Origin of the sequence: Roseateles terrae (assembly GCF_014192155.1) — a bacterium.
Taxonomy (GTDB): Bacteria; Pseudomonadota; Gammaproteobacteria; order Burkholderiales; family Burkholderiaceae_C; genus Roseateles; species Roseateles terrae.
Map to the genome: position 1 here is coordinate 152461 of NZ_JACHXO010000009.1, position 14601 is coordinate 167061.

General features: G+C 66.7%; 13 protein-coding genes. 5 read left to right on the forward strand and 8 right to left on the reverse strand.

Translation table 11 applies throughout. The features are described 5' to 3' along the window. Nucleotides 1–90: 90 nt before the first annotated feature. From FHS28_RS24790 to mnmE, 4 genes are all read left to right on the forward strand, one after another. Nucleotides 91–339, forward strand: coding sequence for a ribonuclease P protein component (locus tag FHS28_RS24790; protein ID WP_375140790.1), 249 nt, complete (start codon nucleotides 91–93; stop codon nucleotides 337–339). Further along, nucleotides 336–650, forward strand: a complete 315-nt coding sequence (gene yidD / locus FHS28_RS21470) for a membrane protein insertion efficiency factor YidD (RefSeq protein WP_088453839.1) — start codon at nucleotides 336–338, stop codon at nucleotides 648–650. Before FHS28_RS24790 ends, yidD begins: the two co-directional genes overlap by 4 nt. Further along, nucleotides 647–2344 carry a membrane protein insertase YidC gene (gene yidC, locus FHS28_RS21475; RefSeq protein WP_088453838.1) on the forward strand — a complete coding sequence of 566 codons (1698 nt, stop codon included), beginning with the start codon at nucleotides 647–649 and terminating at the stop codon, nucleotides 2342–2344. Before yidD ends, yidC begins: the two co-directional genes overlap by 4 nt. Nucleotides 2345–2544: 200 nt before the next feature. After that, nucleotides 2545–3975 (forward strand): tRNA uridine-5-carboxymethylaminomethyl(34) synthesis GTPase MnmE, encoded by a 1431-nt coding sequence (mnmE, locus tag FHS28_RS21480; protein WP_088453837.1) that lies wholly within the window; start codon nucleotides 2545–2547, stop codon nucleotides 3973–3975. 35 nt (nucleotides 3976–4010) lie between these two features. On the opposite strand, the gene FHS28_RS21485 is transcribed toward mnmE, so the two are convergent. From FHS28_RS21485 to FHS28_RS21505, 5 genes are all read right to left on the reverse strand, one after another. Beyond that, nucleotides 4011–4553, reverse strand: a complete 543-nt coding sequence (locus tag FHS28_RS21485; protein ID WP_184295374.1) for an adenine phosphoribosyltransferase — start codon at nucleotides 4551–4553, stop codon at nucleotides 4011–4013. 63 nt (nucleotides 4554–4616) lie between these two features. Continuing rightward, nucleotides 4617–6107, reverse strand: a complete 1491-nt coding sequence (locus tag FHS28_RS21490; RefSeq protein ID WP_088453835.1) for a GGDEF domain-containing protein — start codon at nucleotides 6105–6107, stop codon at nucleotides 4617–4619. Nucleotides 6108–6366: 259 nt separating this feature from the next. Beyond that, on the reverse strand, nucleotides 6367–7629 hold the full coding sequence (locus FHS28_RS21495) for an acyl-CoA dehydrogenase family protein (RefSeq protein WP_088453834.1): 1263 nt from the start codon (nucleotides 7627–7629) through the stop codon (nucleotides 6367–6369). 23 nt (nucleotides 7630–7652) lie between these two features. Continuing rightward, on the reverse strand, nucleotides 7653–8387 hold the full coding sequence (locus FHS28_RS21500; protein WP_088453833.1) for a histidine phosphatase family protein: 735 nt from the start codon (nucleotides 8385–8387) through the stop codon (nucleotides 7653–7655). Nucleotides 8388–8486: 99 nt separating this feature from the next. Continuing rightward, nucleotides 8487–10484, reverse strand: coding sequence for a monovalent cation:proton antiporter family protein (locus FHS28_RS21505; protein ID WP_088453832.1), 1998 nt, complete (start codon nucleotides 10482–10484; stop codon nucleotides 8487–8489). Nucleotides 10485–10801: 317 nt separating this feature from the next. Between FHS28_RS21505 and FHS28_RS21510 the strand changes: the two genes are divergently transcribed. Further along, nucleotides 10802–12073: a Glu/Leu/Phe/Val family dehydrogenase gene (locus FHS28_RS21510; RefSeq protein WP_088453831.1), complete on the forward strand. Its 1272-nt coding sequence runs from the start codon at nucleotides 10802–10804 to the stop codon at nucleotides 12071–12073. Nucleotides 12074–12229: 156 nt separating this feature from the next. Here FHS28_RS21510 and FHS28_RS21515 read toward each other — a convergent pair whose 3' ends face one another. The 3 genes from FHS28_RS21515 to FHS28_RS21525 all read right to left on the reverse strand — a co-directional run bounded on the left by FHS28_RS21515 (nucleotide 12230) and on the right by FHS28_RS21525 (nucleotide 14599). Further along, the gene (locus FHS28_RS21515; RefSeq protein WP_088453830.1) at nucleotides 12230–12610 is read right to left on the reverse strand and encodes a ribbon-helix-helix domain-containing protein; all 381 of its coding nucleotides are present in this window, start codon (nucleotides 12608–12610) and stop codon (nucleotides 12230–12232) included. A gap of 324 nt (nucleotides 12611–12934) precedes the next feature. Continuing rightward, nucleotides 12935–13513 carry a DJ-1/PfpI family protein gene (locus tag FHS28_RS21520; RefSeq protein ID WP_088453829.1) on the reverse strand — a complete coding sequence of 193 codons (579 nt, stop codon included), beginning with the start codon at nucleotides 13511–13513 and terminating at the stop codon, nucleotides 12935–12937. Between the two features lie 321 nt (nucleotides 13514–13834). Then, the gene (locus FHS28_RS21525) at nucleotides 13835–14599 is read right to left on the reverse strand and encodes a phosphatase PAP2 family protein (RefSeq protein ID WP_088453958.1); all 765 of its coding nucleotides are present in this window, start codon (nucleotides 14597–14599) and stop codon (nucleotides 13835–13837) included. Nucleotides 14600–14601: the final 2 nt, after the last annotated feature.

The window sequence follows — 14601 nt, forward strand, 5'->3', positions numbered from 1 at the left end:
TCATCCACAGGGACATCCACAGGAAATGCCGACTTGTCCACAGGTGATGCGCAGAATCATCCACAGCTTGTGGATGATGCGGTCTCCAGCATGCCCGCCGCCGCCTGGCTCGGGTATGTCGTGCCCAAACGCCATGCGCGCCGGGCGGTGACCCGCACCCTGCTGAAGCGGCAGATCCGTCAGGTCTTCGGAACCCTGCCCGCACTGCCGCCCGGCTTGTGGGTGGTCCGCTTGCGCCTGCCGTTTGACCGCAAGCAGTTCCCCAGCGCCTCTTCGGACGCCCTGCGTGCCGCCGCGCGGGACGAACTGCAGGCCCTCATCCGCAAGATCGCCCGATGAGCCCGCGTCCCAGCCTGCCGACGCGTCTGCTCATGGGGCTGGTGCGCGCCTATCAGCTGCTGTTCAGCCCCTGGCTGCGTGCCGGCTGCCGCTATTCGCCCAGCTGCTCCAACTACGGCATGCAGGCACTGCGCCAGCATGGCGCGGCAGCAGGCACTTACCTCGCAGCGGCCCGCATCCTGCGCTGCAATCCGTTGTGTTCGGGCGGGCATGATCCCGTCCCTGACAATCCGCCCCGTCTCTTCACCTTCCTTGCTCGGCGCAGGGATGGTCGAGCCTCTTCAACCGCCAAATCAAAAGCTTCCCCATGACTGATATACGCCGCACCATCTTGTGGGTGGTGTTCACCATGTCGCTGGTCCTTCTGTGGGACGGCTGGCAACGGCACAACGGCCACGCGTCGATGTTCGGACCCGCACCGGCGAAGACCGCCAGCGCCCCGGGCAACTCCGCTTCCGCCGTGCCGGGTGCCACGCTGCCGGCCTCGGCTGCCTCCGCTGCCGCCACGGCAGTGGCTGCGGCAGATGCCGCTTCCGCTCCCGCCCCGGTGAAGAGCGAACTCGTGACCATCACCACCGACGTCGTCAAGGCCACGCTGGACACCCGTGGTGGTGCCCTCGTGCGGGTGGAACTGCTCAAGCATGCCGACGACAAGGACCCCAGCGGCCATGTCGTGGTGCTCGACCCGCTGCGTCAATACAGCGCCCAGTCGGCCCTGCGCAATGTTGCCGGTGCACCGAACCACCAGACGGTGCTGAGCCTGGTCGACGGTCCGCGTGAGCTGAAGGACGGCGCCGATGCGCTGACCGTGCGCCTGGAGTCTCCTGCCATGGGCGGCGTGAAGCTGGCCAAGGTCTACACCTTCAAGCGCGGCGACTACGCCATCGATGTCCAGCACGAGGTGACCAACGTCGGCAGCGCGCCGGTGACGCCCGAGCTGTCGGTCTGGCTGGTGCGTGACGACCATGTCGATCACACCGGTCCGTCGATGGCGCCGAGCTCCTTCACCGGCCCGACGGTCTACACCGACAAGGGCAAGATGCAGAAGGTGCCCTTCGACAAGATCAAGGACAACAAGGCCGACTACGAACGTCGTGCGGATGACGGCTGGATCGCCATGGTCCAGCATTACTTCGTTGGCGCCTGGCTGCGCAATGAACCGGGTGCCCGCGCCTTTGACGTTAGCGAGTCGCCCAGCAAGCTGGTCACGCTGTCGATGGTCACCGCCTTCCCGACCCTCGCGCCCGGCGCCACCGGCAAGCTGGACAACCTGCTGTATGTGGGCCCGCAGGAAGAAAAGCGTCTGGAAGCCCTGGCACCCGGCCTGGAACGGGTCAAGGACTACGGGATGTTCACCATCCTGGCCAAGCCGCTGTTCTGGCTGATGGACCAGCTGCACAAGATCCTGGGCAACTGGGGCTGGGCGATTGTGGGCGTGGTGGTGCTGCTGAAGATTGCCTTCTATGGCCTCAATGCCAAGGCCTACCGCAGCATGGCCAAGATGAAGGCCATCAATCCCCGCATCCAGGAACTGCGCGAACGCTACAAGGACAAGCCGCAGCAACAGCAGCAGGAAATGATGCGGCTGTATCGCGAAGAGAAGATCAACCCGCTCGGCTCCTGCCTGCCCATCCTGCTGCAGATGCCGGTGTTCCTGGCGCTGTACTGGGTGCTGCTGTCCAGCGTGGAAATGCGTGGCGCGCCGTGGATCCTGTGGGTGCACGACCTGTCCCGCCCGGATGCCTTCTTCGGTGTGCTGCCCTGGCTGAACGTGCCGCTGGGCCCGCTGCCGCTGCTGATGACGGCCACCAGCCTGCTGCAGGTCTGGCTGAATCCGCAGCCGACCGACCCGGTGCAGGCGAAGATGATGTGGATCATGCCCATCGCCTTCAGCGTGATGTTCTTCTTCTTCCCGGCCGGTCTGACGCTGTACTACACCGTCAACAACCTGCTGTCGATCGTCCAGCAATGGATGATCAACAAGCAGCTGGGTGTGAACAAATAACGCTGAAAGCGCGTGCACACGAAGCCCCCGCAGCCCGGGGGCTTTTTTTCGTCTGCACGCAGGTGCTTAATGCTCATGCGGGGTTCGCTTCCCTTGGTCGGGAATCCAGGGAACCGGAGGTGCGCGGTGGTGAAGCACGAGCAACACCACCCGCCCTGCCCCGCGCCATATTCGAAGGACCGGTGCGAGACAATGCAGCCATGCTGTCGCGTCACCAGGATCCCATTGCCGCCATTGCCACTGCGCCCGGACGAGGCGCGGTGGGCATCGTGCGGGTTTCATCGAAGCAGGACCTCTCCGCGCTGGTGACCGCGATCTGCGGCCGCCCCCTCAAGCCGCGCGAGGCCACCTACCTGCCGTTCCGCAGCGCCCAGGGCGAAGCCATCGATCACGGCCTGGCCCTGCTGTTCCCTGCGCCCCACAGCTACACCGGTGAACACGTGCTGGAGTTGCAGGCGCATGGGGGCCCGGTGGTGCTTCAGCTATTGCTGGCACGATGCCTGGAGGCCGATCCGGCCTTGCGCATCCGTCTGGCCGAGCCCGGTGAATTCACTCGGCGTGCATTCTTGAACGGAAAGCTGGATCTGGCCCAGGCCGAGGCGGTGGCGGACCTGATCGATGCCAGCACCGAAGCGGCGGCCCGCAGCGCCGGCCGGGCCCTGGCGGGCGCACTGAGCGGCGAGGTCGGACAGTTGCGGGATGCGCTGATCCAGTTGCGGATGCTGGTTGAAGCGACGCTGGACTTCCCGGAAGAAGAGATCGACTTCCTGCAGCAGGCGGATGCGCTGGGCAAGTTGCGCCGGCTGCTGGACCGCCTGGATGCACTGCTGGATCGCAGCCGCCAGGGGGCCATCCTGCGGGAGGGCATCAAGGTCGTTTTGGCGGGTCAGCCGAATGTGGGCAAGAGCTCACTGCTCAATGCGCTGGCGGGGGCGGAGCTGGCCATCGTCACGCCCATCCCCGGAACCACCCGCGACAAGCTGAGCCAGACCATCCAGATTGAAGGCGTGCCGCTGCACATCAGCGACACGGCCGGGCTGCGCGACACCGATGACGAGGTGGAGCGCATCGGCGTGGCCCGCAGCTGGGACGCCATCCGGGAAGCCGACGTGGTGCTGTTCCTGCACGACCTGACCCGTGTCGGCCAGCCGGACTATGAACGGGACGATGCGGAGATCCGGGGACGGCTGTCCGCAGTCGAGCCGGGGCGCATCCTGCAGGTCTACAACAAGGCGGATGCGTCTGATGGGATAGAGGCCGGCAGCGGCGTCCCTACAGATGCTGGAACAACCGATGCGGCTGAATCCGCCGCTGCATCAAGCATCCTGCGCCTGTCCGCCAAAACTGGCGCGGGCCTGGACGCGCTGCGCCAGCGCCTGCTACAGCAAGTCGGCTGGCATGCCGTGCCGGAAGGATTGTTCATCGCCCGCGAGCGCCATGTGCAGGCGCTGCGCCGCACCCGCGAGCATGTGGATCTGGCGCTTCAGCAGGCTGCGCTGGAGCCGGCGGCGCTGGACTTGATGGCGGAAGAACTGCGCCTGGCGCATGACGCGCTGGGCGAGATCACCGGCGCCTTCACGGCGGACGATCTGCTCGGCGAAATCTTCAGCCGCTTCTGCATCGGCAAGTGACGGCGGCCCGCGCCGTCCCGGCCGCCCAGTGCCGCTCAGTGCCCCTGGAAATCCACCAGCGCAAACACCGGCAGTCCCTGCTCACGAATCTTGGCCGAGCCCCCAAGCTCCGGCAGGTCCACGATCACCGCGCCTTCGATGACGCTGGCCCCCAGCCGCTCCAGCAGCCGCTTGCCGGCCAGCATGGTGCCGCCGGTGGCGATCAGATCGTCGATCAGCAGCACGCGGTCACCCGCCTTCACCGCGTCGGTGTGCATCTCCACCGTCGCGCTGCCGTATTCCAGCTCGTAGGTTTCCTGCACCGTGGTGAAGGGCAGCTTGCCCTTCTTGCGGATGGGCACGAAGCCGACATTCAGCTCATACGCCAGCACCGATCCGATGATGAAGCCCCGAGCGTCCAGCCCGGCGATGACGTCCGGGCGGGTGTCGAAATAGCGGTGCACGAACTGGTCGATGAGCACGCGGAATGCGCGCGGATTGGCCAGTAGCGGCGTGATGTCCCGAAACTGCACACCCGGTTCCGGCCAGTCGGGCACGGTGCGGATCTGCTGCTTCAGAAATTCGATGGCGTCTTGCATGGGCCGGATTGTCGCGCCGTTCGCCTGTTCGCGCTGTTCCCGCAGCCGCGTGCGCGCCGGTGTTCAGGCGAATTGCTGGCAGATCAGCCGGGCACGGCCTCCCTGCTTGGCGTCGTACAGCGCGCGGTCGGCGGTTTCGATCAGACGCTGGGAGGGCGTGGCCGTATCCGGAATGCAGGCGGCCACGCCGATCGACAGGCTGACCGAGCGCCGCACCGGCGAGCCCTCATGCTCGATGGCCGCCAGCCGCACGCTGTCCAGACACCGCTGGGCCACCACCTGGGCGCCATTCAGATCGGTGTCCACCAGCAGCATCGCAAACTCTTCGCCGCCATAACGGCAGACCGCTTCACTGCCCCGGCCCACACAGCTGCGCAGCAGGGTGGCCACCCGGCGCAGACAGTCGTCCCCGGCAACGTGGCCATAACGGTCGTTGTATTGCTTGAAGTGGTCGATGTCCACCATCAGCAGCGCCAGCGGCCGCCCGGAGCGGGTGCCGCGCTGCCATTCCTGCTGCAGCAGCTGATCGAACAGCCGGCGGTTGCCGACGCCGGTCAGGCCGTCGGTGGTCGACTGTCGCGCCAACAGCTCGTTGGCGCGCCGCAGTCGCTCCTCCTGCCGCTGCCGCTCGGTGAAGTCGGTGACGATGCAGACATACAGATGGATGGTGTCGGTGCGCACTTCCGCCACCGTCAGCTGCAGTGCCAGCCGCTCGCCGCTGCGGTGACGCGCGGTCAGCTCACGCGGCGCCCCCAGCAGTTCCTGCGGATGCATCAGGTCGCCGTTGTTGCCGAACAGCATGCCGATGTGCACCCCCTGCAGTTCCGCCGCACTGAAACCGAAGAGCTGCTCCGTGCTGGGATTGACCTCCAGCACATGGCCGCCCGAATCCAACGTCAGGATGCCATTGCCGGCCGCCTCGATGGTGGCCTTGAGCTGCGCCCGGCTGGCCGCCAGGCTCTGCTGCTCGTGAATCAGATCGGTGACCTCCATGCGCACACCGACGATGCCGCCGGACTGGGTGCGGCATTCAAAGATGCGCAGCCACATGTCGTCATGCACCCGCTGCAGCAGCGGGCCGGTCTGGCGTCCGCGGCTTTCCTTGCGCTCCTGCAGCCACTCATCTTCGCGGCCGCGCGCTTCCGGGATGCCGCCGCGCTCAAGCGATTCCCGCACCAGGTCCTCAAAGGTGGCCTTGCGCTGGAAGGCGCGCAGCATGTGGGGATAGATTTCCACCAGACGGCGGTTGAAGGCCACCAGCCGGTCTTCATGGTCAAAGATTTCGACACTGGCGGGCAGGGCGTCGATGGCTTCTTCCAGCGTGAGCTGCGCCCGCCGGGCCCGGGCCTGCGCCCGCGAGAGGCTGCCCGTCACCCCCACCGCCAGCAGTACGGTGAAGGCCAGTGCTCCGAAGGCCAGCATCGGCACCACTGCCTCCCACTGCGGCGACTCCGACATGCCTCCCAACGCCGCCATCAGCAGCGCGGCCTGCAGGCCCACCAGCAGCGCGAACGCGAGCAGGGGCCAGATGCGGGCTTCGGCGAGTCGGGTCATGGAGGAAGGCAAGGGCGCAGAGGTGGCCTGAATCGTATCCACCTGCCGAACTTGCAGATACGCCCCCCGACGGGGGAAGGTCGGTAACAGCCGACGCTGCCGAGGGCGAAGGCCTCGACAACGGCCTGCGTTCCAGGGAGCGTCCGCCCCGGGCGGCCCCCGGCGCCGCGTCCCCGTTTCCCCGGACGTATGCGCCACCCCACAAAAAACCCCCGGACAAGCCGGGGGTCGTGAGGAGGTGGCGAGGCGCCGTCGGCGTTCAGCTGCCGCGGGTGACCGGCATGTCCACCGATCCAGCGGGCAGTTTCATGTGCCGGGCCAGCTCCAGCTTGGCCAGCGAGTTGCGGTGCACCTCGTCCGGGCCGTCGGCGAACCGGAGTGTGCGCTGACCCGCCCACATGTAGGCCAGCGGCGTGTCCTGGCTGACACCCATACCGCCGTGCACCTGCATCGCCCAGTCAATGACCTTCAGCGCCATGCTCGGCGCGACGATCTTGATCATCGCGATTTCCGCCTTGGCCACCTTGTTGCCCACGGTGTCCATCATGTAGGCCGCCTTGAGGGTGAGCAGGCGCGCCTGTTCGATGCTGCAGCGCGCCTCGGCGATGCGTTCCTGCGTGACCGTCTGCTGCGCGATGGTCTTGCCGAAGGCGGTGCGGGCGATGGCCCGCTGGCACATCAGCTCCAGTGCCCGCTCGGCGGCGCCGATGGAACGCATGCAGTGATGGATGCGACCCGGGCCCAGCCGGCCTTGCGCGATCTCGAAACCGCGACCTTCCCCCAACAGGATGTTCTCGACCGGCACCCGCACATTGCGCAGCTCGATCTCCATATGGCCATGCGGCGCATCGTCATAGCCGAACACACTCAGGTGACGCTTCACCGTGATGCCGGCCGTGTCCGCCGGCACCAGCACCATCGACTGCTGCTCATGGCGTCCGGCGTCCGGATGGGTCTTGCCCATGACGATGTAGAGCGCACAGCGCGGATCACCGGCGCCGGACGACCACCACTTGGTGCCATTGATGACGTAATGGTCGCCGTCCCGGTCGATGCGGCATTCGATGTTGGTCGCGTCGGAGGAGGCCACATCCGGCTCGGTCATCAGGAAGGCCGAGCGGATCTCGCCGCGCAGCAGCGGCTCGAGCCAGCGGTCTTTCAAGGCCTCGCTGGCGTAGCGCTCCAGCGTTTCCATGTTGCCGGTGTCCGGTGCCGAGCAGTTGAAGACCTCCGGCGCCCAGTGCACCCGACCCATGATCTCGCACAGCGGCGCATATTCCAGGTTGGAGAGCCCCTCCGGCGCACGGGCCGAACGCGGCAGGAACAGGTTCCACAGGCCGGCGGCACGCGCCTTGGGCTTGAGGTCCTCGATCACGCGGGTGGGCACCCAGGCGTTGCCCGCCTGCCGGTTGGCTTCCACTTCGTCGTGATAGCGCTTTTCGTTGGGGTAGATGTGCTGATCGAAGAACGCCAGCAGGCGCTCCCGCAGTTGCTCCACTTTGGGGCTGTAGTCGAAGTTCATGGATCCTCCCGGGGGCGGGGCGCTCAAGCGCGCTGTTGACGGTAGCGCAGGTACTGGGCAAACAGCGCTTCCATGGTGGTGGACCGCTCATCCGCATGCAGCGGATGCAACGGAGCGAAATTGCAGGCCCGCAGCAGCCAGTCGCCGGGACCGGGGCCCATATCCAGCACATTGATGCAGGCGGGGGATTGCACCCAGCTGCCCATCATCAGCCGCTGGCCGCCGCTGACCGCATGGGACAGCAGCGCCGCATTGACGACGCCATGCAGGACCAGCAAGGCGCAGTCCCAGTCCGGGTCCGCGCGCAACCGCTCGACGCCGCCCAGCACCCGGTCCAGCAGGTCACCGATGCGCTCGCCGTTCAGAAAGCGCTGGTCTTCGTCGACCGGGCTTTGCTGCAGACCGGTGAAGGCCTGCACCAGCGCTGCATCGGGGATGTCACCCAGGCGACCGCCGCGGATCTCCTGCCATTCCGGCCAGACCTGCACCGGCAGCGAGGCCTGATCGGCATGGGTGAGCACCAGCTCGGCCGTCTGGACCGTGCGGGGCAGGCCGGAGACGATGACCCGGTCGAAGCGGATGCCCGCGCGGGCAAAGGCCGCACCGGCCGCCTGCGCCTGGGCCACGCCGTCTTCGTTGAGCTGCACCTGCTCGGGCAGGACCGGTCGGCCAGTGGCGCCGTCGAAGTAGGTGACCGCGCCGTGGCGCATCAGATAGACGCGGCGGCGGTGGGGGCTGCGGGGCAACGTGTCCAACATAGGGAACCCAGTGTGGCGCATTGCCCGCGCCGGTTCTGTCGCGCAGGCGGCAGCGTGGTGATTCCGCGGCGTGCGCCGCTCCACCGATCAGCGCACCGCTCAACCGACGAGCAGCCCGTGCTCTGCCCGGGCCAGCGCCTCGGGCGTGCCGGAGATCACCAGCGTGTCGCCGCCATGCAGCACGACTTCATCCTCCGCCGCCAGCACTGCGCCATTGCTGCGCTTGATCGAAATCACCGTCACGCCCCAGGCCACCGTGCCGACGTCACCCAGCTTGCTGCCGTTCAGCACACTGCCGGCGGGCAGCGAGATCGACTGCAGTCGGGCCTGGTCTCGGTCTTCGCCGGTATCGTCATCCAGGCCGTGGAAGTAGCCGCGCAGCAGGCCATAGCGGCGGTCCCGCGCGTCGCGGGCGATGCGCAGCACCCGCCGCATCGGCACGCCCACCAGCGCCAGGGCATGGCTGGCCAGCATCAGCGAGCCTTCAATCGCTTCCGGCACCACCTCGGTCGCGCCAGCGGCGCGCAGCTTCTCCAGGTCGGTGTCGTCAATCGTGCGGACCACCACCGGCACCTGCGGCGCATGGCTGCGCACTTCATGCAGCACCTTCAGGGCCGACGGGGTGTCGTGATAGCTGATGACCAGCGCGCTGGCGCGGGACAGGCCGGCAGCGATCAGGCTGGGCAGGCGGGCGGCGTCGCCAAAGACCACGCTCTGGCCGGCGGCCGCGGCCTGGCGCACCCGGTCCGGGTCCAGGTCCAGCGCCATGTAGGGGATGTTCTCCGCTTCCAGCAGCCGCGCCAGGTTCTGTCCGCTCCGTCCGTAGCCGCAGATGATGACGTGGGCATCGGTCTTGATCGACTTCTTGGCGATGGTGGTCAGCTGCACCGACTGCAGCAGCCAGTCGCTGGCCGAGAGCTTCATCACGATGCGGTCGCTGTATTCAATGACCAGCGGCGTCATCAGCATGGACATGACCATCGCCGCCAGCACCGGGCTGACCCATTGGGCTGCAATCAGGTTCTGCTGGGCCCCCAGCGTCAGCAGCACGAAGCCGAATTCACCGGCCTGCGCCAGATACAGCCCGGTGCGCAGTGCCACGCCGGTGGGCGCGCGGAACAGCTTGGCCAGGCCCGCCACCAGCACGAACTTGGCAAAGGTGGGCACCAGCGTCAGCACGATGACCAGCGGCCACTGGTAGACCAGCGTCTGCCAGTCCAGCCGCATGCCGATGGTGATGAAGAACAGCCCCAGCAGCACGTCGTGGAAGGGACGGATGTCGGTTTCCACCTGATGGCGGAATTCGGTCTCCGCGATCAGCATGCCGGCTACAAATGCGCCCAGCGCCAGCGACAGCCCCGCATGCTCGGTCAGCCAGGCCAGGCCCAGCGTGACCAGCAGCAGGTTCAGCATGAACAGCTCCTGGCTCTTGCGGCGCGCCACCAGGGTGAGCCACCGCCGCATCACATGCTGGCCACCGGTGAGCAGCAGCGTCAGCAGCAGCACCGCCTTGAGCCCGGCCCAGCCCAGTGACTGGGCCATGGCGCTGCCGCTGCCACTCAGGGCTGGAATCAGCACCAGCAGCGGCACCACTGCCAGATCCTGGAACAGCAGCACGCCGATGACACGTCTGCCGTGTTCGCCTTCCAGTTCCAGCCGCTCGGCCATCAGCTTGACCACGATGGCGGTGGAACTCATGGCCATGGCGGCGCCCAGCACCAGCGCGCCTTGCCAGCCCAGTTCCCAATGGCTGCCGGCCAGGGTGAAGGCCCACTCCAGAAAGACATTGCCCAGGATGGTGCCGCCCACGGTGATCACCACCTGCAGCAGGCCCAGACCGAACACCAGCGACCGCATGCTGTGCAGCTTCGGCAGGTTGAATTCCAGGCCGATGGCGAACATCAGGAACACCACGCCGAATTCCGCCAGATGCTGCACCCCGGGGACGTCGCTCGCCAGGGACAGCGCATTCGGGCCGATGATCACCCCCACCACCAGGTAACCCAGGATGGGCGGCAGCTTGAGCGAACGGCAGACCACCACGCCCAGGACGGCGGCAATGAGGTAGACGAGGGTCAGATCCAGGGCGGAGAGCATGTCCCGATCCTACTGGGCGACGCCGGAACGCCGCCCGCAAAACCGCAAGGTTTCGCCCGGGTTCGGCGGCAGGCGTTCGAGTGGGGCGCCGGGCGTCTCCAAACGACGACAGCCTGACCAAGGTCATGTCATCGCTCGCCCTTATGAAGGAGGGGGGGCACCCCCCTTAGAAGCTGGCGTTCCGCACGCCACAGCGGCAAACTTGTGGGCTTATGCGTTGGCTGCATGCCCGCATGTGCAAGCGGCTTTGCCGGACGTGGCGAACCGGTGAGGCTTCAGGGTACCGTTCGCGCCACCGAAAAGTTACGGAGCATTTCATGCCCAATCTGTCTTTCGTTTCGCCCACGCGCAACAGTCCCTGGGGCACCTACCTGTCGCAGATCGACGCCGTCGAGCCCTACCTGGGCAAGCTGGCCCGCTGGGTGGAAACGCTGCGCCGCCCCAAGCGCGCGCTGATCGTGGACATCCCCATCGAACTGGACAACGGCACCATCGCGCACTTTGAAGGCTATCGGGTGCAGCACAGCCTGACCCGCGGTCCCGGCAAGGGCGGCGTGCGGTATCACCCCGATGTGACGCTGGAAGAAGTGATGGCCCTGTCGGCCTGGATGACGGTGAAAAACGCCGCCGTCAACCTGCCTTACGGCGGCGCCAAGGGCGGCATCCGCCTCGACCCGAAGCTGCTGTCGACCAAGGAACTGGAAAAGGTCACCCGTCGCTACACCAGCGAGATCGGCATCATCATCGGCCCGACGCAGGACATCCCGGCACCGGACGTGAACACCAACGGCCAGATCATGGCCTGGATGATGGACACGTATTCGATGAACGTCGGCGCCACCGCCACCGGTGTGGTCACCGGCAAGCCGATCCCGCTGGGTGGCTCGCTGGGCCGCGTGGCTGCCACGGGCCGCGGCGTGTTCGTCGTGGGCCGTGAAGCCATGCGCCGCCTGGGCGTGGAGATGGACGGCGCCCGCGTGGCCGTGCAGGGCTTCGGCAATGTGGGCTCGGTCGCCGCCAAGATGTTTGCCGCCAATGGCGCCAAGATCGTGGCCGTGCAGGACCATACCGGCACCATCCTGAACGAAAAGGGCCTGGACATGACCAGCCTGCTGGACCATGTGGCCCAGACCGGCGGCGTGGGTGGCTTCAAGGGCGCGGACCGCATCGACAACGAGCAGTTCTGGGACGTGAAGTCGGACATCCTGATTCCGGCGGCGCTGGAAGGCCAGATCACGGCCGAGCGCGCCAAGCGGGTGCAGACGCGCGTGGTGCTGGAAGGCGCCAACGGCCCGACGACGCCGGACGGCGACGCCGTGCTGGCGGACCGCGGCATCATCGTGGTGCCGGACGTGATCGCCAATGCGGGCGGTGTAACGGTCTCGTACTTTGAGTGGGTGCAGGATTTCTCGTCGTTCTTCTGGACGGAAGACGAGATCAATGTGCGTCTGGACAAGATCCTGATCGGTGCCTTCAAGGGCATCTGGGATACGTCGGAACAGCACAAGATTCCGCTGCGCACCGCTGCGTTCACCGTGGCCTGCACGCGCGTGCTGCAGGCTCGCGAAGAACGCGGTCTGTATCCTTGACTCTCCCCCCTACCGCCTGACGGCGGCCCCCCCACCGGGGGGCGAGGACAGTGGCCCGGCAAAGCCGGATCCACGTCCTCCGCTGGAGGGGCGCGGCCTGCGGCGCGCTGGTTTTGACGGTAGGTGGAAAGGCTTCCTGCGGGAAGCCTTTTTTGTTTATTGGGGGAGGTGGAGGGGGTGGATGGGGTGCGTCCAGCCCGCAGGCAGTCCGTCCAAAATGGCTTCAGGGTCCAGAGTGCGGAGCGGAACCGTGCGGTCCGCAGGAATTCGGTTCTGAGCGACCAAGGCCATGTAGCGCAGGGCCGAGACACGCAAAAAGGATGAGAAGTTGCCGACCGCGCCTCGGGCCTCCACCAACTCGTCATACAAACGCGTGATCAGCTGCGTCACCGCCATGCCGTCCCGCGCAGCAATCTCCTCCAACACCTCCCAGTGCAAATTCTCCAGGCGGATGCTGGTCACCACCCCATGCAAACGCACCGAACGAGTCCTCGACTCGTAACTCTGTGGATCAGCGCTGATGAATACACGGCACATCACGACTCCCCTTCAACAGTCAGCATCCATGGACCGGAGCAACTAGCGTTCGCCTCAACACGCTAGCATTCCCAGGCAGCACGAGGCAGCACGAGGCAGCACGAGGCAGCACGAGGCAGCACGAGGCAGCACGAGGCAGCGACGACCGACGAGCGCCTACGAAGTCGATGCCGGATGTCGCTCTCCAGCTCACCGGTACATCAGCTCAGCCGCATTGCCGCTTCGTCACTCAGCCGCTCAGCCGCTCAGCCGCTCAGCCGCTCAGCCGCTCAGCGAGACATTGTGCGCCGCGTCATGCGGGCCGTGCAGACCCAACCCGGATCGTCACGGGGTGATGCGGGTGCCTAGAACGGTCAGGAACTGCGCAATCCAGGCAGGGTGCGCGGGCCACGCCGGCGCCGTGACCAGCTGGCCGTCGGTGATCGCCTGGTCCACGGGAATGTCCGCAAAACTCGCGCCGGCCAGCTCCACTTCCGCCGCACAGGCCGGATACGCTGACACCCGCTTGCCGCGGATCACACCCGCCGCCGCCAGCAGTTGCGCGCCGTGGCAGATCGCCGCAATGGGCTTGCCCGCCTGTGAGAAGTGCTGCACCAGCGGCAGCACCTTGGGCATCGTACGCAAGTACTCCGGCGCACGGCCGCCCGGAATGACGAGGGCGTCATAAGACGCAGCGTCCACCTCGTCGAAGGTGGCATTCAGAACGAAACGGTGGCCCGGCTTCTCCGAGTAGGTCTGCGCCCCCTCGAAGTCGTGGATCGCCGTCAGCACGTAGTCGCCCGCCTTCTTGCCAGGGCAGACCGCATGCACCTGGTGCCCCACCGCCAGCAAAGCCTGGAACGGCACCATGATCTCGTAGTCTTCCACATAGTCACCTGCCAGCAGCAACAGCTTCTTGCCCATGCCTGTCTCCAGAAATCGAGTTGGAAACCCGATTCTGGGAAGCAAGTGACCGAGGTGGGTAGTAGCCGGCTATGGTTGCCGACGCGTCAGCTCCACCAGTCGTGGAAGGGCGGCGTTAGGCTGTCAGCCGCTGCGAGGACCAGAGCCGCGGCGCGACAGAACCGCCGCCCGATGGAGCTGCCGCCCGATGGAGCGGTGATGGCTTCAGCGGCGGGGAACGCAGCCCCGGCGCGAGGGAGCCGCTGCTCAATCAAGCGGTGGAGATGGAGCGGCGGGGAATGAAGCCGTGGGGGTGGGTAGCCGCGGTTCGGATCCGCGCTGTCAGGCAGCCGCGGCCACGGCCCTGCGGCGCAGGCGCCATTGGCCCTGGCTGATGCGGGTCATGCCCACCGTCACAGCCCAGCAGATCCAGGCGGTCCACAGCGTATGGCTGGGATAGTGGGCGCCGCGCGCCATCTGAGCCATGCCGTAGCAGAAACCCAGCACCATCACGCCCACCAGCACCACCCCCGCCTGGCGCGGATAGGCCCGGCGCAGCATGAAGAAGAGGCTGAAGAAAGCAAAGGCCGAACTGGCGTGGCCAGACGGGAAGCAGTGGCCCGGGCCACCGTCCGCCACGCCAAAGCGCCAGTGCGACACATAACGGGCCGTGCCGCCGAATTCGGCCAGGTCCCACGGGCAGCTCGTTGCGCTGCCCTGTTTGATCAGAGGAATCAGGATCAGGCAGACCGCCGTGATCGCCACCGCCGTCCAGCGCTCCCGGCGCGTCAGGCCCGGCCACAAGGGGCGCACCGCATTGACCAGCAGCACCACCACCAGCCCGGTCGCCAGCCATCGCCCGCCCTGATGCATGACGCCCGAGGTCAGCCAGTGGTCCCGCCAGGCAAAACCTCGCAAATCCCCGAACAGGCGCACCGCCGCCAGATCCAGCCCCAGGCCGTCCCAGGTGAGCAGCGCCAGCAGCCCCAGCACCACCGACCAGCCCAAAATCGACAGGCGCGGCAGCCAGCGCGGTCCGGTCAATGGGGACGCGCCCGCTGCGTGGAGGGTCGGCTCGGACAGTTCAGTCAGCGAAAGTGGCTTCATGG